The organism is Streptacidiphilus cavernicola (assembly GCF_042510955.1).
GTDB lineage: Bacteria > Actinomycetota > Actinomycetes > Streptomycetales > Streptomycetaceae > Streptacidiphilus > Streptacidiphilus cavernicola.
This window is the reverse complement of sequence record NZ_JBHFAB010000008.1, coordinates 117719-137404: the sequence shown is the minus strand read 5'-3', so window position 1 is coordinate 137404 and position 19686 is coordinate 117719. Positions and strand designations below refer to the sequence as shown.

Here is a 19686-nt window from a genome sequence, read left to right as displayed (position 1 = left end):
CAACGAAGGAGCATCCCTTGTCCGCACCCCCCACCCGTGCCGCGTCCATCGACGCGGTGCAGCGCGAACTCACCGCCGTCGCCCGCCGGGCCCGCTCGCTGGCCTCGCGGATCCACCCCAACCTGACCCTGGTCACCTACACCCTGCTGGACCACCTCTACGAGCGCGGCGGCTGCCGGGGCACCGACCTGGCCGCGTTCTTCATGCTGGACAAGTCCACGGTCAGCCGTCAGATCGCCGCGCTGGAACGGCTCGGCCTGATCGAGCGCACCGCCGACCCGGAGGACCTGCGCGGCCAGACCATCCGCGCCTCCGCGGCCGGCGAGCAGCTGCTGGCCGACGTCAGGGAGCAGCGGCACGCCGCGTTCCTGGAACGGCTGGCAGACTGGCCCGACGACGACCTGGAGCGCTTCGCGGACTACCTCGTCCGTTACAACGCCCACATCTGACCTGCGGTGCTTGACACCACCCCGACGCGCCCCACATCGTTGACCCAACAGTCGCGATGTATCGCGTTTCATTGGGGGATACAACCAGATGAACATCGGCCGGCGGCTCGCCGCCCTGCCCTGCGGACGACGCGGTAAATGGGTCGTCCTCACCGCCTGGATCATCCTGCTGCTGGTCCTGGCCCCGCTCGCCGGGAAGCTCACCAACGCCGAGGACAACCAGGCGTCGAGCTGGCTGCCCGGGAGCGCCGAGTCCACCAAGGTCCTCAACCTGGAAGGCCAGTTCTCCTCGACCGACAGCGCGCCCACCGTGGTGCTCTACGTCCGCGACGGCGGCATCACCGCCGCCGACAAGGCCAAGGCCGCCGCCGACGCCGCCGCCTTCGCGTCCGCGCCGAACGTCAAGGGCACCGTCACCGGACCGATCCCGTCGCAGGACGGCAAGGCCCTGCAGACCGTCGTGCCGGTCGACACCAGCGCCGGCTGGAACGCGCTCACCCCGGCGGTGGACTCGCTCCGCGCCACCGCCACCAAGGGCGACCCCGGCCTCACCGTCCACGTCACCGGACCCGGCGGCGTCGGCGCCGACCAGAGCAAGGCCTTCGCCGGGATCGACGGCACCCTGCTCTACGCCACCGTCGGCATCGTGATCGTGCTGCTGCTGCTCACCTACCGCAGCCCCACCCTGTGGATCCTGCCGCTGATGTCCTCCGGGCTGGCCCTGACCGCCTCCGAAGCGGTCATCTACCTGCTGGTCAAGCACGCCGGACTGACCGTCAACGCACAGAGCGCGGGCATCCTGCTGGTGCTGGTGATCGGCGCGGGCACCGACTACGCGCTGCTGCTGGTCGCCCGCTACCGCGAGGAGCTGCGCCGGCACGAGGACCGGCACGAGGCCATGGCGGAGGCCCTGCACCGGGCCGGACCGGCGATCCTGGCCAGCGCCGCCACCGTCGCGATCAGCATGCTCTGCCTGCTGTTCGCACGGATGAACTCCACCAGCGGCCTCGGCCCGGTCTGCGCCATCGGCATCGTGGTCGCGCTGGCGGCCATGCTGACCCTGCTGCCGGCCCTGCTGGTGATCTGCGGACGCTGGGTGTTCTGGCCGGTCAAGCCGGCCTTCGGCACCGCCGAGCCGACCGAGAGCGGCATCTGGGCCCGGGTCGGCGGCGGCATCTCGCGCCGCCCCCGGCTGGTCTGGATCGGCACCACGCTGGCGCTGGGCGCGCTGGCCCTGGGCATGTTCAGCCTCAAGGCCGACGGCCTGTCAACAGCCGGATCCTTCACCGGAAAGCCGGACTCCGTGGTCGGCCAGACCGTGCTGGCCCAGCACTTCCCGGCCGGAGCCGGCTCCCCGGTGGTGGTGATCAGCACCGCCGGCGGCGCCGACGCCGCCGCGACCGCGCTGAAGGGCGTCCCCGGCATCGCCTCGACCACCCCGCCGGTGGTCAAGGGCGACCACGCCTACCTCACCGGCACCCTCGCCGCCGCCCCCGACAGCAAGGCGGCGCAGGACACCGTGGACCGGGTCAGGGCCGCCGAACACGCCGTCCCCGGCGCCGAGGCCCTGGTCGGCGGCAACACCGCGGTGCAGCTGGACACCCAGCGGGCGTCCCGGCACGACTCCTACGTGATCATCCCGATCGTGCTGGTGGTAGTGCTGCTGATCCTGGCCCTGCTGCTGCGGGCGGTGGTCGCGCCGCTGCTGCTGATCGCGACCGTGGTGCTCTCCTACGCCGCGGCGCTCGGCATCAGCTCGCTGGCCTTCACCCACCTGTTCCACTTCGAGGGCGAGGACAGCTCGTTCCCGCTGTTCGTCTTCGTCTTCCTGGTGGCACTCGGCATCGACTACAACATCTTCCTGATGACCCGGGTCAGGGAGGAGTCCGCGCAGCGCGGCACCCGCGGCGGCGCACTGGCCGGGCTCGCCGCGACCGGCGGGGTGATCACCTCCGCCGGGCTGATCCTGGCCAGCACCTTCGGCGTGCTGGGCACCCTGCCGGTGGTGGGCTTCGCCGAGATCGGCTTCGCGGTCTGCCTGGGCGTGCTGCTGGACACCCTGGTGGTCCGCTCGATCCTGGTCACCGCACTGACCATGGACATCGACCGGACACTGTGGTGGCCCAGCGCACTGAGCAAGGTCACCGCCCCGGCCGCGGCCCCGGCCGCCCACGGCGGGCGACTGCCGCTCGACCAGCAGTCCGGCAGCAGGAGCTGACCCCTCCCGCCTCCCGGTACGGCCCGCCGACGTTGCGTCGGCGGGCCGTACGCCTGCCGGGACCGCGACCCGCCAGTCAGGGTCGGCGTAACGGTTCCGAACCGGATCGGGCGGCAGCGCTTATCCCCCGCCCCGCCGCTGTGCCACGCTGTGCGCAACGGGTTCGACATGGCATGGATTGTGTGGGGGGCGGCGTCACCATGAGCAACGAGATCTACTTCAGCAACAACTACCGCGACCTGTGTGAACAGCACGGGACCGGCGCCGGCTTCCAGTTCGAGTTCTCCTGCTCCCGCTGCGCCGACACCTGGCGGTCCGCCTTCCAGCCGTACACCAGCGGCCGGGCGGCCGGCTGGGCGGACCGGGTGGTCGGCAGCGCCTGGGGGGCGTTCGGCCGTACCGGCAGCGAGGCGAGCAGCGCCCTCGGCGGCCTGGTCGGCGCCAACTGGGGCCCCAACAAGGACAAGGCCTTCCAGAAGGCCATCGACGACGCCAAGGCGCACTTCAACCGCTGCGCCCGCTGCACCAGTTACGTCTGCGGCCGGTGCTGGAACGCGGCCCAGGGCCTGTGCCTGAACTGCGCCCCGGACACCGCCGCCGAGGTCGCCGCCTCCCAGCAGCGCGGCCTCAACGACGTCGCCTCGCAGCGCGCGTACGAGGTCGGCGGCAGCCAGGGCGCGGCCTACAACGTGGACCGCAGCACGCAGTTGGTCTGCCCGCAGTGCAGCACCGAGACCCACGGCGCACGGTTCTGCCCCGGCTGCGGCCACCGGCTCGCCCAACAGGACACCTGCTCCTCCTGCCAGGCCGTGGTCCCCCAGGGCGCCGCCTTCTGCCCGGACTGCGGGACTCGCCGCTGACGTAGCGTCATATTGGTGAAGCAGGCGCTTCCTCCGCCTGCTCTACTTATGGTGACGCGACGTCAATTCGCACAATAGTCGCCAACCCCACCGCAGCCCGGCTACCCCACGGCGCAGCCCCGGCTACCCCACGGCGGCAGCCGCGGCGCGGCCGGCCTGGCGGCCGGAGAAGATGCAGCCGCCGAGGAAGGTGCCCTCCAGCGAGCGGTAGCCGTGCACCCCACCGCCGCCGAACCCGGCCACCTCGCCCGCCGCGTAGAGGCCGGGAAGCACCTCGCCGTCGGCCCGCAGCACCCGCCCGGAGAGGTCGGTCTGCAGGCCGCCGAGGGTCTTCCGGGTGACGATGTTGAGCCGCACCGCGATCAGCGGGCCCGCCTTCGGGTCGAGGATCCGGTGCGGCGCGGCGGTGCGGATCAGCCGGTCGCCCCGGTAGCGGCGGGCGTTCTCGATCGCGGCCAGCTGCAGGTCCTTGCCGAACGGGTTGTCCAACTCCCGGTCCCTGGCCGTGATCTGCGCCTCCAGGTCGGCCAGGTCGATCAGCGGCTGGTCGGTCAGCCGGTTCATCCCGGCGACCAGCTCCGGCAGGGTGTCGGCGACCACGAAGTCCGCACCCTGGTCCAGGAACGCCTGCACCGGGGCGCTGGCGCCGGGACGGGCCCGCTTCAGCACCTCGGGGATGCTCTTCCCGGTCAGGTCCGGGTTCTGCTCGGAACCCGACAGCGCGAACTCCTTCTCGGCGATCCGGTAGGTCAGCACGAACCAGGAGTAGTCGTGGCCGGTGTCGGTGATCGCCTTCAGCGTGCCGAGGGTGTCGAAGCCGGGGAAGTTGGGCGCCGGGAAGCGCCGCCCGTTCGCGTCCAGCCACAGCGAGGAGGGGCCCGGCAGGATACGGATGCCGTGCCTGGCCCAGATCGGGTCCCAGTTCTGGATGCCCTCGGTGTAGTGCCACATCCGGTCCCGGTTCACCAGCCGGGCCCCGGCCCGCTCGCTGATCGCCAGCATCCGGCCGTCCACGTGCTCCGGCACCCCGGAGATCATCCGCCGCGGCGGGGCGCCGAGCCGCTCCGGCCAGTTGGCCCGGATCAGGTCGTGGTCCGCGCCGATGCCGCCGGAGGTGACCAGCACCGCCTGCGCGGACAGCGCGAACTCCCCGGCCTCCTCCCGGGAACTGGCCGTCCCCCGGGCCGCGTCGCTGGGCACCAGCACCGCACCGCGCACCCCGGTCACCGCACCGTCGGTCAGCACCAGGCCGTCCACCCGGTGCCGGAACCGCAGCTCGACCCGGCCCAGTTCGACCTGGGCCCGGACCCGCCGGGCGAACGGCTCGACCACGCCGGGCCCGGTGCCCCAGGTGATGTGGAACCGCGGCACGCTGTTGCCGTGCCCGTCCGCGAGGTAGCCGCCGCGCTCGGCCCAGCCCACCACCGGGAAGAACCGCAGCCCCTGGGCGCGCAGCCAGGAGCGCTTCTCGCCGGACGCGAAGTCCACATAGGCGCGGGCCCACTGCCGGGCCCAGTAGTCCTCACCCGACGGGTCGTCCGGACCGCGGTCGAAGCCGGCGCTGCCCTGCCAGTCCTGCCAGGCCAGTTCGGGGGAGTCCTTGACGCCCATCCGCCGCTGCTCGGGGGAGTCCACCAGGAACAGCCCGCCGAAGGACCAGAACGCCTGCCCGCCGAGGCCGGTCTCCGGCTCCTGGTCCAGCACCAGCACCTTGCGGCCCGCCTCGGCCAGCTCCGCGGCGGCCACCAGTCCGGCCAGTCCCGCACCGACCACGATCACATCAGCGTCGTCCATGGCGACAAGGTAGCCGATGCGGTGGCGTATCCGATACGTCGCTGTATCGTTTTCCGGTACCGCCTCACCCCAGGAGGGCCCGATGCCGAAGGGCACCACCAAGCGCCGCCCGCGCACCCGGGCCGCGCTGCTGACGGCGGCGCTGGCGGCCTTCGCCGAGCACGGCTTCCAGGCCACCACGATCGAGCAGGTCTGCGCACGGGCCGGCTACACCCGCGGCGCCTTCTACTCCAACTTCACCAGCAAGGACGAACTGTTCCTGGAACTGTTCGACCAGCACAGCGCGCAGACCGTGCTCCGGCTCAGCGCCGCGATGGACTCCATCCCCACCGAGGACCTCACCCTGGACCGGCTCGCCGAACGCGTCTGCGAGATCGAACCGGCCGAACGCGACTGGTACCTGGTCAGCACCGAGTTCACCCTGCACGCCATCCGCGACCGGGAGACCGCCCGGATCCTGGCCCAGCACGACGCCCGGCTCCGCGCGGAACTCGCCCGCGGCATCACCGAGCACCTGCGCCGGGCCGGGCTCGCCCTCACCGTCGACCCGGACGAACTCGCCCGGCTGCTGATCGCGATCCGCGAGGGCGGCCTGGCGCAGAGCTACGTCGAACCCGAGCAACTCCCGCCAGGCCTGCTGGAACGCCGCTTCCTGGCCCGCATCCTGACCTCCGTCACCGAGCCTGCCCCGGCAAGCCGCTGACGCTCCCTCACTGCTGCTCCCCTGGAGGCCGATCCCGTTGTCCCAACCACCCGAAACCCCGCCCGCCGAGACGCCGCCCCCCGCTGACACGCCATCCGCTGACACGCCGCCCGCTGCAGCGCCCTCCCCTGCCGCACCCGCCGAGACGCCGTCCCCCGCCGCACCACCCACTGAGACGTCGCCCCTCGCAGCGCCCTCCCCCGTGACACCGCCACCCGCGGCCCCCGGCCGCCCGCGCATCGCGATCCTCGGTGCCGGAAGCATCGGCTGCCACCTCGGCGGCCACCTGGCCGCCCACGCCGAGGTCACCCTGATCGGCCGCAGGACGGTGCTGGACACCCTCGCCGACGGCCTCACCCTCACCGCCGCCGGCCGTCCGCCCCGGCACGTCCCCCGAGCCGACCTCACCATCGCAACCGGTCCGGACGCCGTCGCCGGTGCGGACCTGGTCCTGGTCACGGTCAAGTCCAGCGGCACCGCCGCCGCCGCGCTGGAACTGGCCGAGCACCTCGACCCCGGCACCGTCGTGGTCAGCTTCCAGAACGGCCTGCACAACCCCGGCGTACTGCGGGAGGCGCTGCCGGACCACACCGTGCTGGCCGGGATGGTCCCCTACAACGTGCTGCAAACCCGGCCGGGGACGTTCCACCAGGGCAGCGCCGGTGCGCTGATGGTCGACGACCTGCCGCAGGCAGCACCGCTCCTGGACGCGCTGACCCGGGCCGGGCTGCCGGTCCAGGCCCGCCGGGACATGCGCGAGGTCCAGTACGCCAAGCTGCTGATGAACCTCAACAACGCCGTCAACGCCCTGTCCGGCCTGCCGCTGCGGGACCAGCTCGGCCAACGGGACTACCGCCGCTGCCTGGCCCTGTGCCAGGACGAGGCCCTGGCCGCCTACCGCGCCGAGGGCGTCCGCCCGGCCCGCCTCGGCCCGCTCCCGGCCGCGGCCACCCCGACCCTGCTGCGCCTGCCCGACCCGCTGTTCCACCGCCTCGCCGCGGCCAGCCTGCGGATCGACGCCCAGGCCAGGTCGTCCATGTGGGAGGACCTGGAACGCGGCCGCCCCACCGAGATCGACGCCCTCCAGGGCGAGGTGGTAGCCCTGGCGGCCCGCCACCACCTCCCCGCCCCCGCCAACGCCCGCCTGATCACCCTGATCCGCACCGCCGAGACCGCCGACCGGACCCCCACCCCCGCCCCGGCCCGCACCTGGACCGGCCCCGCCCTCCTGGCCGAACTCAACCGCGCAGCGGAGTAGTTGGCGCACCGGCCACCGACAACGCGAAGAGGTGCCTCCCTCAGTGACTTTCGTCTCTGCTGGAGGCACCTCGTGGTGCTTCGCTGTGCGCGAGGGGGGATTTGAACCCCCACGCCCTTTCGGACACTGGCACCTGAAGCCAGCGCGTCTGCCATTCCGCCACTCGCGCATTGAGTGATGCCGCTGACTCTACCGAACCTGGCCCGCCGTCTTCAAACCGGTTGTCCACCGGCTCTCCGACCGCCTGGCCGCTCTCTGCAGCGCCTTGCGACAAGAAGAACATTAGCACGTCGGAAGGGGTCTTCCGGACGCCCCCGACCACGCCCCCGACCGCCCCCGACCGCCCCGGACGCCCCGCCGAAGCCGAACGGGTGATCAGCGGATGACCACCCGCATCGTGGGGTACGTCTCAGCCTGCACACCCGGACTCTTACCGACTCGACGCTCCCTGATGGCATCCTTCCTAGAGAAGCGGCGCCCGCCCGGTGCCCGAGGAACCACGCGCGGGCCTGCCGCGTAGATACGATCAGTAAGGCAGACAAGCACGCCGCCGCCGCGCACCCGCACGGCGGGCCGAGAACGCCCGATGGAAGGGGGTGCCCCGTGGGAGCCCTGAAGAAGTTCGAGCAGCGACTCGAGGGATTCGTCAACGGCGCCTTCGCCAAGGTGTTCAAGTCCGAAGTGCAGCCCGTGGAGATCGCCGGAGCGCTGCAGCGCGAGTGCGACAACAACGCGAGCATCTGGAACCGGGACCGCACCGTCGTCCCCAACGACTTCATCGTCGAGCTGAGCCCGCACGACTACGAGCGGCTGAGCCCGTACTCCGCCCAGCTCGGCGGCGAGCTGGCCGGGATGGTGCGGGAGTACGCCCAGGCACAGCGCTACTCCTTCATGGGCGCGCTCAAGGTCGCCCTGGAGCAGGCCGAGGACCTGGACACCGGCCTGTACCGGGTCCGCAGCCGGATCGAGGCCGCCCCCGAGGCCGCCGCGCCCGCCGACCCGTACGGCAGGCAGCAGCAGGGACAGGGCCAGGCCCACGGCCAGCAGCCCCCCGGGCACCAGCCGCAGCAGCCCTACCAGTCGCCGCAGCAGGCAGCCCAGCAGCAGGCCCAGCCCTACGGCCGCCAGGCCGCCGAACCCTGGCAGCCGCAGGTCCCGCCGCTGCCGCCGACCGCCCCCGCCTTCCCCGCCGTCGCGCCCGGCCAGTCGGCCCCGCCGCCGTCGGCCCAGCGCGACCCGGGCAACGTCCGGCCGATGCCCGGCGCCGGCTTCGGCCCGGCCGGGACCACCACCCGGCGCTGGCTGGAGATCAACGGCGACCGGCACCAGGTCTCCACCCCGGTCGTGGTGCTCGGCCGCAGCACCGAGGCCGACATCCGGGTCGACGACCCCGGGGTCTCCCGACGGCACGCCGAGATCCGGATGGGCAACCCCTCCCTGGTCCTGGACATGGGCTCGACCAACGGCATCGTGGTGGACGGGCAGCACACCCAGCGCGCTACGCTGCGCGACGGCTCACGGATCATCATGGGCAGCACCACCATCGTCTACCGGCAAGCCGAAGGGTGACGCGCTCCACATGTCTGAGCTGACCCTCACAGTGATGCGGCTGGGATTCCTCGCCGTGCTGTGGCTGTTCGTCATCGTCGCGGTGCAGGTGATCCGCAGCGACCTGTTCGGCACCAAGGTGGTCCAGCGCGCCGCCACCGCCCGCCGCGGCGCCGCTGCCGCCGGGGCCGCGACAGCCCGTCAGCAGCCCCCGCAGCAGCGCGACCCCGGCCGCGGCCAGACCCAGCGCCCGCGCCGCGGAGCGCCCACCCAACTCGTGGTCACCCAGGGCTCGTTGGCCGGTACCACGGTCGCCCTGCAGGGTCAGACGATCACCCTCGGCCGGGCCCACGACTCCACCATCGTCCTCGACGACGACTACGCCTCCTCGCGCCACGCCCGGATCTACCCCGACCAGAGCGGGCAGTGGATCGTCGAGGACCTGAACTCCACCAACGGCACCTACCTGGACCGGACCCGGCTGACCAGCCCCACCCCGCTGCAACCGGGGACGGCCATCCGCATCGGCAGGACCGTCATCGAGCTGCGGAAGTAGTCGCACATGAGGCATGGGCAGCAGGCCCGCACCCCGGGTCCGGGCGGTGGGGCCCGCAATTCGCCCCACCCGCGCCCGGACAGGCCGCGCACGGCACCGTACGATGCATCAACGCACGCTGCACCGGGGCATCGCGCAGGGGACCGAGGGAAGGGGGCGGACGGCACATGAGCCTCGTGCTGCGCTTCGCCGCCGGGTCGCACAAGGGCATGATCCGGGAGGGCAACGAGGACTCCGGCTACGCCGGTCCGCGGCTGCTCGCCGTCGCCGACGGCATGGGCGGCCAGGCCGCGGGCGAGGTGGCCTCCTCCGAGGTCCTCTCCACCATGGTCGAGCTGGACGAGGACGTGCCCGGCACCGACCCGCTCACCGCGCTCAGCGCCGCCGCCGACCGCGCCAACGAGCGGCTCCGGCTGCTGGTCGAGGGCGACCCCGCACTGGAGGGCATGGGCACCACCCTCACCGCGCTGCTCTGGACCGGCCAGCGGGCCGGCCTGATCCACATCGGCGACTCCCGCGCCTACCTGCTCCGCGACGGCGCGCTCAGCCAGATCACCCAGGACCACACCTGGGTCCAGCGCCTGGTGGACGAGGGCCGGATCACCGAGGAGGAGGCCAGCACCCACCCGCAGCGCTCACTGATCATGCGCGCGCTGATGGGCACCGGCGAGGTCGAGTCCGACCTGTCGATCCGCGAGGTCCGGGCCGGCGACCGCTACCTGATCTGCTCCGACGGCCTCTCCGGCGTGGTCAGCCACCAGACCCTGGAGGAGACCCTCGGCAGCTACTACGCCCCCGAGCAGACCGTCTCCGAGCTGATCCAGCTGGCGCTGCGCGGCGGCGGCCCGGACAACATCACCTGCGTGGTCGCCGACGTCCTCGACGTCACCGACGGCGACACCATGGCGGGCCACTTCACCGACACCCCGGTCGTGGTCGGCGCGGTCGCCGACGGCCCGCCCACGATCACCCACCACGCCATGGCGAACACCCCGGCCGCCCGCGCCGCCTCGCTCGGCCGCCCGCAGCCGGGACAGCCCGGCGCCGCCCCGTCCGGCTCGGTCGGCTACGCCACCGACTACGACCAGGACTACCAGGACGGCGCCTACCCGCTGGACGAGTCCGACCAGGACTACCTCCCCGAGGAGAGCGGCCGGCGCAGCCGCCGCAAGCAGCGCGCGGGCCGCAAGCGCCGCTGGGGCGTCCCGGTCGCGGTGCTGCTGGTCGTGGTGGTCCTGGTCGGCAGCGCCGGCTACTTCGGCTACCGCTGGACCCAGACCCAGTACTACGTCGGCGCCGACGGCGGCAGCGTGGCGATCTACCAGGGCGTCAACCAGAGCCTGGCCGGAATCAGCCTGTCCAAGGTGCACCAGGCCACCGACGTCCAGCTGAAGGACCTGCCGCCGGCCGAGCAGACACACCTGCGCGGCACCGTCTCCGCCAGCAGCCTCAAGGACGCCCAGGCCCAGGTCGCCACCCTGGAGCACCAGGCGGCGCTGTGCCGTCAGGTCGCCGCGACCAAGCCCGCGCCGACCCCGTCCGCTCCCGCCGCCACCCCGACCACCCCCTCCGGCGCCAAGACCAACGCCAAGCCCACCGCCCCGACCGCCTCCGCCCCTGCCGCCGCGCCCTCGCTGAGCGCGCAGGACCAGCAGATGGCCGACCAGTGCGCCGCCTCCTGACGTCGGAGGGAACGGCGGCCACGGCCACCATCACTCCGCAGGGCGCGCCCAACCGCCGCAACACCGAACTGTCGCTGCTGGTCTTCGCGGTCCTGATCACCCTGTTCGCCTACGCCGACACCGGCCTGGCGATGGCCGGACGGGTCCCCGCCGGGATGCTGGAGTACGGGCTCGGCATGGGCGCCTTCGTACTGCTGGCACACCTGGCGGTACGCCGCTTCGCCCCCTTCGCCGACCCGCTGATGCTCCCGGTCGCGGCCCTGCTGAACGGGCTCGGCCTGGTCTTCATCTGGCGCCTCGACCAGGCGAAGCAGCTCGCGCACAACTACCCCGGCGCCCAGAACCAGCTGATCTGGACCGGCCTCGGGGTCGCCCTGTTCATCGGCGTGATGGCGCTGCTGAAGGACCACCGGCTGCTCCAGCGCTACACCTACATCGCCGGTCTCAGCGCGCTGATCCTGCTGGCAATCCCGGCCTTCCTGCCGAGCCGCTCCTCGGACTTCGGCGCCAAGATCTGGATCCACGTCGGCAGCTTCTCGATCCAGCCCGGCGAGTTCGTGAAGATCATCCTGCCGGTGTTCTTCTCCGGCTACCTGATGGTCAAGCGGGACGCGCTGGCGCTGGCCAGCCGCCGCTTCCTGGGCCTCTACCTGCCGCGCGGCCGGGACCTCGGCCCGATCATCGCGGTCTGGGTGCTCAGCCTGATGATCCTGGTCTTCGAGACCGACCTCGGCACCTCGCTGCTGTTCTTCGGCATCTTCGTGATCATGCTCTACGTGGCCACCGAGCGGACCAGCTGGATCGTCTTCGGCCTGGCCATGGCCGGCGGCGGCTTCTGGCTGGTGGCCAGCACCGAGCCGCACGTCCAGTCCCGGATCACCGACTGGCTGAACCCGCTGGCCGCGGCGCCGGACGGCGGCGGGGTCGGCCAGATCGGCCAGGCCCTGTTCTCCTTCGGCGCGGGCGGCACCCTGGGCACCGGCCTCGGCCAGGGCCACTCCTGGCTGATCGGCTTCGCCGCCAAGAGCGACTTCATCCTCGGCACGGTCGGCGAGGAACTCGGCCTGGCCGGACTGATGGCGATCTTCCTGCTCTACGCCCTGCTGTTCGAACGCGGGCTGCGGACCGCGCTGGCCGCCCGCGACCCGTTCGGCAAACTGCTGGCGGTCGGCCTGTCCGGGGCCTTCGCGCTGCAGGTGTTCATCGTCGCGGGCGGCGTGACCGGTACGATCCCGCTGACCGGCATGACGATGCCGTTCATGGCCCAGGGCGGTTCCTCGGTCATCACCAACTGGGCCCTGGTCGCCATCCTGCTGAAGATCAGCGACGTGGCCCGGCGGCCGGCCCCGGCTCCGGCCACCGGATCGGGAACCGGAGAACCGACCCAGGTGCTCACGCCGTCATGAACCACGTGTAGACAGTAGCCAAGTGACCCGAGAAGCGACCGAGCCCGCACCCGGAGGGGAACCCCGCCCGTGAACAAGCCCATCCGCCGGGTATCGGTGTTCTGCCTGGTCCTGATCCTGGCGCTGATGATCCGGGTGAACTACGTCCAGGGCGTCGAGGCCGCGTCGCTGAACAAGAACCCCAACAACGCCCGCGGCACCATCGAGGCGTACAGCTACCCGCGCGGCGCGATCATCGCCGGCGGCAAGGCGCTCACCAAGGACCTGCTGGTCAACGGCAACAAGTACAAGTACCGCCGGGCCTACACCGACGGACCCATGTACGCGCCGGTGACCGGCTACTCCTCGCAGGTGTTCGGCAGCAACCTGCTGGAGAACGTCGAGGACCCGATCCTCAGCGGCAACGACTCGGCGCTGTTCTTCCACAACACCCTGGACATGCTGACCGGCAAGCAGAAGCAGGGCGGCGACGTGCTCACCACGATCGACCCCAAGGTGCAGGCCGCCGCCTGGAACCAGTTCAAGAGCTCCGGCAAGAAGGGCGCCGCGGTCGCCCTCGACCCGACCACCGGCGCGATCCTCGGCCTGGTCAGCGCCCCCTCGTACGACCCCAGCACGATCGCCGGCGCGGACAGCACCGCCAGCGCGGCCTGGTCCAAGCTGCAGGCCGACCCGTCCAACCCGATGCTGAACCGGGCGCTGCGGCAGACCTATCCGCCCGGCTCGACCTTCAAGCTGGTCACCGCCGCCGCGGCGCTGGAGACCGGCAAGATCACCGACATCAACGCGCCGACCGACTCGCCCGACCCGTACGTCCTGCCGCAGACGAACAACCAGAAGCTGGTCAACGAGGCCGGCGACACCTGCCTCAACGTCTCCATGAACGACGCGCTGCGGGTGTCCTGCAACACCGTCTTCGGCAAGCTCGGCGACGAGATCGGCAACGCCCGGATGGTCCAGGAGGCCGACAAGTTCGGCTTCAACAGCTCCAGCCTGCTGATCCCGGTCGGCGTCTCGAAGAGCGTCTTCGACAGCGGCATCAACCGCCCGCAGAACGTCCAGTCCTCGATCGGGCAGTTCGACACCCGGGCCACGCCGCTGGAGATGGCCATGGTCGCCTCCGCCGTGGTGAACAACGGCACACTGATGAAGCCCTACCTGGTCGCGCAGACCCGCAGCGCCAACCTCTCGGTGGTCGACCAGGCCAAGCCGTCCCAGCTGTCCCAGGCCACCACCCCGCAGGTGGCGCAGCAGCTGCAGACCATGATGGAGAACGTGGTCCAGAACGGCACCGGCCACAACGCGGCGATCCCCGGGGTCACCGTCGGCGGCAAGACCGGCACCGCCCAGAACGGCGTGGACAACAAGAACAACCCGTACGCGTGGTTCGTCTCCTACGCCAAGGACTCCTCCGGCAAGGAGATCGCGGTGGCCGTCGTGGTCGAGGACAGCAACGCGGCCCGCAACGAGATCTCCGGTTCGGGACTGGCCGCGCCGATCGCCAAGGCGATGATGCAGGCCTACCTGAACAAGTGATCAAGGCCACGCCGGGGCCCCACGACGGATACCGGTCTCATATCAAGGTGCCCCTGGCGAACCGAAAGGGCCCTCCGGCCCGGTAGCGTATCCGCAAGCAGCGGTCTGCCCACGTCCTGTGGGCACGCATGCCGACCACGACCGATGACCACCGCAGGACCGACAGATCAACCTCGGCACTGGCGAGGGAGAGGGTTGGAACCATGGAAGAACCGCGTCGCCTCGGCGGCCGGTACGAGCTGGGCGGCGTCCTGGGACGCGGCGGCATGGCAGAGGTCTACCTCGGCCACGACATCCGGCTCGGACGCGCCGTCGCTGTGAAGACGCTGCGGGCCGACATGGCCCGTGACCCGTCGTTCCAGGCCCGTTTCCGCCGCGAGGCACAGTCCGCCGCCTCACTGAACCACCCCTCGATCGTCGCCGTGTACGACACCGGCGAGGACTACATCGACGGCATCTCCATCCCGTACATCGTGATGGAGTACGTCGACGGATCGACGCTGCGCGAGCTGCTGCACTCCGGGCGGCGGCTGCTGCCCGAGCGCGCGCTGGAGATGACCACCGGCGTGCTCCAGGCGCTGGAGTACTCGCACCGCAACGGCATCGTGCACCGCGACATCAAGCCCGCGAACGTCATGCTGACCCGCAACGGCACGGTCAAGGTGATGGACTTCGGCATCGCCCGCGCCATGGGCGACGCCGGGATGACCATGACCCAGACCGCGGCGGTCATCGGCACGGCCCAGTACCTCTCGCCGGAGCAGGCCAAGGGCGAGCAGGTCGACGCCCGCTCGGACCTCTACTCCACCGGCTGCCTGCTGTACGAGCTGTTCACCATGCGCCCGCCGTTCATCGGCGACTCGCCGGTGGCCGTCGCGTACCAGCACGTCCGCGAGGAGGCCCAGCCGCCGTCGGTCTACGACCCCGAGGTCCGGCCGGAGTACGACGCCATCGTGATGAAGGCGCTCGCCAAGGAGCGGGACTACCGCTACCAGAGCGCCGACGAGATGCGCGCCGACATCGAACGCGCCCTGGACGGCCTCCCGGTCGCCGCGGTGCAGACCGTCGCCTACGGGGCCGGCGCGATGCCCGGCTACGGCCAGCCGCAGGGCTACGGCCAGCAGGACCAGTACGGCCGCACCACCGCGATGCCGCAGCAGGGCGCGGACCAGGCAGGCCAGACCAGCCTGCTGCCGGGCCTGGGCAAGGGCTACGACGTCGGCGGCGACGGCTACGACACCGGCGGCGGCAACGGCTACGACGACGGCTACGGCGGTCGCGGCGACCGCCGCCGGGCCGGCAACGGCGGCGGCCGGAACCGCAACACCTCCTGGATCGTGCTGGCGGTCGCGGCGGTGCTGGTGCTGATCGGCTCCTACTTCGTGGCCCAGTACGTCTTCGCCGGGCCGAAGAAGCCGACCACCTACGCCGTCCCCAACCTGGTCAACCAGGACCTGGCCGGCGCGCAGGCGGCGGTGACCAACAGCCCCGGCACCTTCACCATCGTCAAGGGCCCCGCGGTCGCCTGCGACCCGGCCACCGCCGACAAGGGCAAGGTCTGCACCCAGGACCCGGCGGTCGGCACCATGGCCGCCGCCGGCAGCACCATCACCATCCACGTCAGCAGCGGGGCCCCGACCAAGGGCATCCCGTCGGTGTCCGGCAAGTCCCCGGACGACGCCACCGCGGCGCTGCAGGCGGCGGGCTTCACGGTCAGCAACCAGACCCAGCAGGCCAGCGACAAGGTCCCCAACGGCCAGGTCATCGGCACCAACCCGGCCGCGGGCACCCAGGCCGCCACCGGCTCCGGCGTCGTCCTGATCGTGTCCTCCGGACCAGCCCAGGTCGCCGTCCCGAACCTGCTGGGCCTGGACCAGCAGGACGCGACAGCGGCACTGACCAAGGCCGGGCTCAGCCCCGCCCCCCAGGGCGACGACAACCAGCCCAGCAACTACCTCCCGGGACAGGTCTCGCGCCAGTCCCAGCCCGCGGGGACGATGGTGGCGCCGAACACCTCGATCCAGTTCTGGCTCACCCCGCAGCAGCAGGGCGGCAACGGGGGCAACGGGGGAACCCAGACCCCTCCCCAGGGGGCGGGAGGCACCACCGGCCAACCCGGTGACAACCAGGGTCAGACCGGCCAGTAGCACCACGGCCCGGAACCCGGGCGAAAGCCCGGCCCGCCTACCCGCCCCCTGATCGCTACGGCCCGAAGGGCCGGGACGCACTCCGCGTCCCGGCCCTTCCCCGTTCCCGGGGCCCATGTGGCATCCTTCCTCTGGCCGTAGAGCTCGTAACACGATCTTCGAGCGTTGGAGGGCTGTCAGAGGCGGCTGGGATGATCGAAGGCATGACAGTGGACTGGGCTCTCCTGCGGCACGCGTATGGATCCGCGTCCGACCTGCCAAGGCTGTTCGAGGATGTTGGGGATCCCGAGGCGGCCGACGTTGCGTGGGAGGACCTTTGGGCTTCTCTCTGCCACCAGGGGACGGTGTACACCGCCAGCTTTGCCTCCCTCCCTGTTCTGGCGGACATCGCCACTGGGCGGAAGCCCGGAGCCAGCGGACAGGCCCTCGGCTTGGCCGGCCGGATCGTCGCAGAGGAACATCAGCTTCACGAGCCCGGCTACGTCCAGGCACGCTATCCGGCAGCTGTGCGCGAGTTGCACCAGCTAACCCTGGAGATCGTGGTGGCAACCCGCTTCGAGGGCGATGCGGACGACTTCCTCTTCTGCCTGGAGGACCTCCTGGCGTTCGAGGGTGTTCCTGTATGGAGACATCGCCTACGTCGGGATGAACACGGCGTGAGCTGCCCTGCCTGCGCGCAGAGCCTGTGGATCGACCTCACCAGCGCGCCCGCCGGCACTCGCCGCCGGGACCCGGGTAGGAGCTTTCGGGTTGTCGGCCGGGAGGGGCCCCTCCTCACCGGTGTCCACCCCAGCGCCCCTGGAGATCTGCCCCCATTGGCCCATCGCCTGCGCGACTTGGCCGTCCGGGCCGGGCAATCAGAGGCTGCAGAGCACCTCCTCCATCTCTTCGGTCGCACCACATGTCCTGACTGTGCCTCGGATTTTGCAGTATCTGACCAGGTCGCAGCCAGCGATGCGGAGCGCCCGTAGAGCTCGCACGACCTTGTGGAGTGGTACAGGCCAATCGTAACCGGCAGGACGATTGAGCCGTTCGTGAGGGTGTGAGCGTCAAGCCTTGGGTCGTGGACGACGACTTGTGGGCAGTGGTCGAGCCGGTGCTGCCGCCCGGGCCGGAGCGGTCACACGGTCCCCGGCCGGTGTCGGACCGGCTGTGCCTGCAGGGTGTGCTGTTCGTGCTCTACACCGGGATCACCTGGCAGCAGCTGCCGTTGAAGCTGGGCTTCGGTTCCGGGCAGACCTGCTGGCGCCGCCTGGACGCCGGCGTCTTCGACCAGTTGCACCGGATACTCCTGTCGGAGCTGAACGCGGCCGGTGAACTGGACTGGAGCCGCGCGTGCGTGGACGCCTCCCACGTGCGCGCGAAAAAAGGGGTTCCGCGATGGGCCCCTCGCCTGTCGACCGCCGCAAGACCGGCAGTAAACACCACCTGATCTGCGACGGCAACGGCACCCCGCTCAAGGTCATCACCACCGCGGGCAACGTCAATGACATCACCCAGACCCTCGCCCTGGTCGACGCCGTCCCACCCGTCGCCGGCCGCGTCGGCCACCCCCGCAAGCGGCCCGACGCCTTGCTCGGCGACAAGGGCTACGACAGCCAAGCCGTCCGCCGAGCCCTGCGCCACCGCGGGATCCTGCCCGTCATCTCCCGCCGCGGCCACCCCGACATCCACGGCCTGGGCAAACTCCGCTACGTCGTCGAGCAGACCTTCGCCCTCCTGCACCAGTTCAAACGCCTCGCCACCCGCTGGGAACGCCGCCTCGACCTCCACAACGCCCTCGTCTCACTGGGCTGCACGATCATCTGCTGGCGACGCCTCAAGAAAGCCACAGCGTGATCGTGTTACGAGCTCTTATAAGACCCAATGCCCGGGATGTCTACCAAACAGGGGGAATGCCCGCCAATATCGCACCAGACTGCCAGATCAACGCTTTAATCCAGAGCAGAAATGTGGACATACTCTTGACATGCACACAAGTAGTATGTGATTATCTTTTCACCAATAGAGAAAGAAGGAATCATGGCCCTCTCCAAATTTCGCTATGGAATTATTTCTGCGGTTGCCGTGGTCGGCGTGCTCGCTGTAGCGCCGCAGGCTTCAGCTGCGACGGCGACCACAGGAACCACCTGCGCCGGAAGTTCCGAGTGCCTCATTTTGAGCTACAACTCCAACCAACTTAACTCTTACACCGCTTTCAGGGACGGGAGCATACCCAACTTCGCGGGCTACACGTTCCTTTCGGCCGCTCCAGGCCAGGGGCTTCCCGTGAAGAACAACGCAGCCTCAGCAGAGACGACCGCATCGAGTCCTTGGGCGAGCATTTTCTACAACAGCGGCTATAGTGGCGCATGCGACTCGATCCCGCCCAATGGCTTGGTCGGCAAGCTCCACAACACCTACAACGAGAATGCCTCCTTCAACTGGACGCACCCCTCGTCCTGCTACGACTTCTAGCAAAAGATTTTAATTGTGGGCATATCCGAATATCGACAGAGTCATCCCTTGAGGCGCCTGTCGGTATTCGGACTCCATACTTTCTGATTAGGTAGCATGTATATTTGGAAAACGCGCGCATCTTCCAAGGTCACACAAGTAGCAATCCTCCTCATTGTGACCTCGGCAATAACGGGATGCCCAGCCCACAAGGCTGGGGTAACACAGGCCACGGTGCATCCTGGCAGCAGCGTGGGACCAACGAGCCTCAGCACAGCGTCGACCACTGCCACATACACGGACTACGCGCGACTCCTTCCAATAGCTGCATACAGTTTTACACCGGACCAGATGAAGCTGATTAATTCCGCACAGGGCATTTTGGTGAGTGAGTGCATGCAGCGGTTCGGATTCCACTACACGCCCCCTGCTCTCAAGGTTCCAATCGTCCCAGATCGACGTTATGGACTGCAGGATCCGTACTCCGCAGAGCATTACGGATATCACTTTCCCCCGGAACCACCGGCCTCGAACCCTGCTCACATGAGCACGACCGAGGAGAATGTTCTCTACGGTGCGCGTGAAATGCAGCTAATGAACCTTCCGTATGTGAGAACTTTGAATAGGAAAGAAATACCAGCCGATGGATGCCTCGGCGAAGTCAATCGAAGTTTCACTTCTTATTCTTCTTATTCAGCAGGCGTCTCCGCAGCCAGTGAAATCGCAACGGACAGCTTTGTCAAATCAACTGGGAGTGCGGCTGTAAAATCCCTCTTCAAGCGCTGGTCGTCCTGCATGATGGAGTCTGGATATGAATTCTCCACACCCATGGAACCCCTGGCCGACAAGTCGTTCAACGGACCTGTTGCATCCAAGAGCGAGATAGCGGCGGCAAATTCGGATATCTCATGCAAGCAACGCATCGACCTCCTCAACGGATGGTTCAAAGTAGAGTCAGCTATACAGGACCAACTCATAAGAAATAAAAAATCCGAACTCGAACATCTGAAAATTGCGCAGGAGGAAAAAATAAAAGAAGCGCAGTCTATTATTGCCAATCATCAGTGATTTTCTGGAATCGCGCATCAAACGG

Annotated in this window: 16 protein-coding genes and 1 tRNA gene; 15 read left to right on the top strand and 2 right to left on the bottom strand. The window is 69.7% G+C overall.

Going from position 1 to position 19686, the window contains the following annotated elements:
- Positions 1-17 precede the first annotated feature (17 nt).
- The 3 genes from ACEZDE_RS13395 to ACEZDE_RS13385 all read left to right on the top strand — a co-directional run bounded on the left by ACEZDE_RS13395 (position 18) and on the right by ACEZDE_RS13385 (position 3527).
- A complete protein-coding gene (locus ACEZDE_RS13395; RefSeq protein ID WP_380535909.1) occupies positions 18-449 on the top strand; it encodes a MarR family winged helix-turn-helix transcriptional regulator in 432 nt (143 codons plus the stop codon).
- A 94-nt stretch (positions 450-543) separates the two neighbouring features.
- Complete coding sequence (locus tag ACEZDE_RS13390) at positions 544-2667, top strand: MMPL family transporter (protein WP_380536132.1); 2124 nt, start codon at positions 544-546, stop codon at positions 2665-2667.
- 200 nt (positions 2668-2867) lie between these two features.
- A complete protein-coding gene (locus tag ACEZDE_RS13385) occupies positions 2868-3527 on the top strand; it encodes a zinc ribbon domain-containing protein (protein WP_380535907.1) in 660 nt (219 codons plus the stop codon).
- A gap of 123 nt (positions 3528-3650) precedes the next feature.
- Here ACEZDE_RS13385 and ACEZDE_RS13380 read toward each other — a convergent pair whose 3' ends face one another.
- Entirely contained in the window at positions 3651-5321 is a 1671-nt protein-coding gene (locus ACEZDE_RS13380; protein ID WP_380535905.1) for an FAD-binding dehydrogenase, read from the bottom strand.
- A gap of 82 nt (positions 5322-5403) precedes the next feature.
- Between ACEZDE_RS13380 and ACEZDE_RS13375 the strand changes: the two genes are divergently transcribed.
- The gene (locus ACEZDE_RS13375) at positions 5404-6024 is read left to right on the top strand and encodes a TetR/AcrR family transcriptional regulator (RefSeq protein WP_380535903.1); all 621 of its coding nucleotides are present in this window, start codon (positions 5404-5406) and stop codon (positions 6022-6024) included.
- A gap of 202 nt (positions 6025-6226) precedes the next feature.
- Positions 6227-7282 carry a 2-dehydropantoate 2-reductase gene (locus ACEZDE_RS13370; protein ID WP_380535901.1) on the top strand — a complete coding sequence of 352 codons (1056 nt, stop codon included), beginning with the start codon at positions 6227-6229 and terminating at the stop codon, positions 7280-7282.
- 86 nt (positions 7283-7368) lie between these two features.
- Here ACEZDE_RS13370 and ACEZDE_RS13365 read toward each other — a convergent pair.
- Positions 7369-7451: transfer RNA gene (locus ACEZDE_RS13365), tRNA-Leu, on the bottom strand.
- A 434-nt stretch (positions 7452-7885) separates the two neighbouring features.
- Here ACEZDE_RS13365 and ACEZDE_RS13360 point away from each other — a divergent pair.
- From ACEZDE_RS13360 to ACEZDE_RS13315, 10 genes are all read left to right on the top strand, one after another.
- Positions 7886-8851 carry an FhaA domain-containing protein gene (locus ACEZDE_RS13360; protein WP_380535899.1) on the top strand — a complete coding sequence of 322 codons (966 nt, stop codon included), beginning with the start codon at positions 7886-7888 and terminating at the stop codon, positions 8849-8851.
- A gap of 10 nt (positions 8852-8861) precedes the next feature.
- The gene (locus ACEZDE_RS13355) at positions 8862-9386 is read left to right on the top strand and encodes an FHA domain-containing protein FhaB/FipA (protein ID WP_380535897.1); all 525 of its coding nucleotides are present in this window, start codon (positions 8862-8864) and stop codon (positions 9384-9386) included.
- Between the two features lie 167 nt (positions 9387-9553).
- The gene (locus ACEZDE_RS13350; RefSeq protein ID WP_380535896.1) at positions 9554-11068 is read left to right on the top strand and encodes a PP2C family protein-serine/threonine phosphatase; all 1515 of its coding nucleotides are present in this window, start codon (positions 9554-9556) and stop codon (positions 11066-11068) included.
- Entirely contained in the window at positions 11053-12474 is a 1422-nt protein-coding gene (locus ACEZDE_RS13345) for an FtsW/RodA/SpoVE family cell cycle protein (RefSeq protein WP_380535894.1), read from the top strand. The genes ACEZDE_RS13350 and ACEZDE_RS13345 overlap by 16 nt, the downstream gene beginning before the upstream one ends.
- Before the next feature lie 69 nt (positions 12475-12543).
- Positions 12544-14010, top strand: a complete 1467-nt coding sequence (locus tag ACEZDE_RS13340; protein WP_380535892.1) for a peptidoglycan D,D-transpeptidase FtsI family protein — start codon at positions 12544-12546, stop codon at positions 14008-14010.
- Between the two features lie 203 nt (positions 14011-14213).
- A complete protein-coding gene (gene pknB, locus ACEZDE_RS13335) occupies positions 14214-16157 on the top strand; it encodes a Stk1 family PASTA domain-containing Ser/Thr kinase (protein WP_380535891.1) in 1944 nt (647 codons plus the stop codon).
- Positions 16158-16348: 191 nt separating this feature from the next.
- Positions 16349-17128: a hypothetical protein gene (locus ACEZDE_RS13330; RefSeq protein ID WP_380535889.1), complete on the top strand. Its 780-nt coding sequence runs from the start codon at positions 16349-16351 to the stop codon at positions 17126-17128.
- A 71-nt stretch (positions 17129-17199) separates the two neighbouring features.
- Positions 17200-17996, top strand: a protein-coding gene (locus ACEZDE_RS13325) for an IS5 family transposase (RefSeq protein ID WP_380535886.1) whose coding sequence is annotated in 2 segments (ribosomal slippage) — positions 17200-17521 and positions 17521-17996 — 798 coding nt in all. Because the reading frame shifts where the segments join, the coding sequence is not laid out codon by codon here.
- A 183-nt stretch (positions 17997-18179) separates the two neighbouring features.
- A complete protein-coding gene (locus tag ACEZDE_RS13320) occupies positions 18180-18614 on the top strand; it encodes a hypothetical protein (RefSeq protein WP_380535884.1) in 435 nt (144 codons plus the stop codon).
- A 522-nt stretch (positions 18615-19136) separates the two neighbouring features.
- Entirely contained in the window at positions 19137-19661 is a 525-nt protein-coding gene (locus ACEZDE_RS13315; RefSeq protein ID WP_380535882.1) for a hypothetical protein, read from the top strand.
- Positions 19662-19686: the final 25 nt, after the last annotated feature.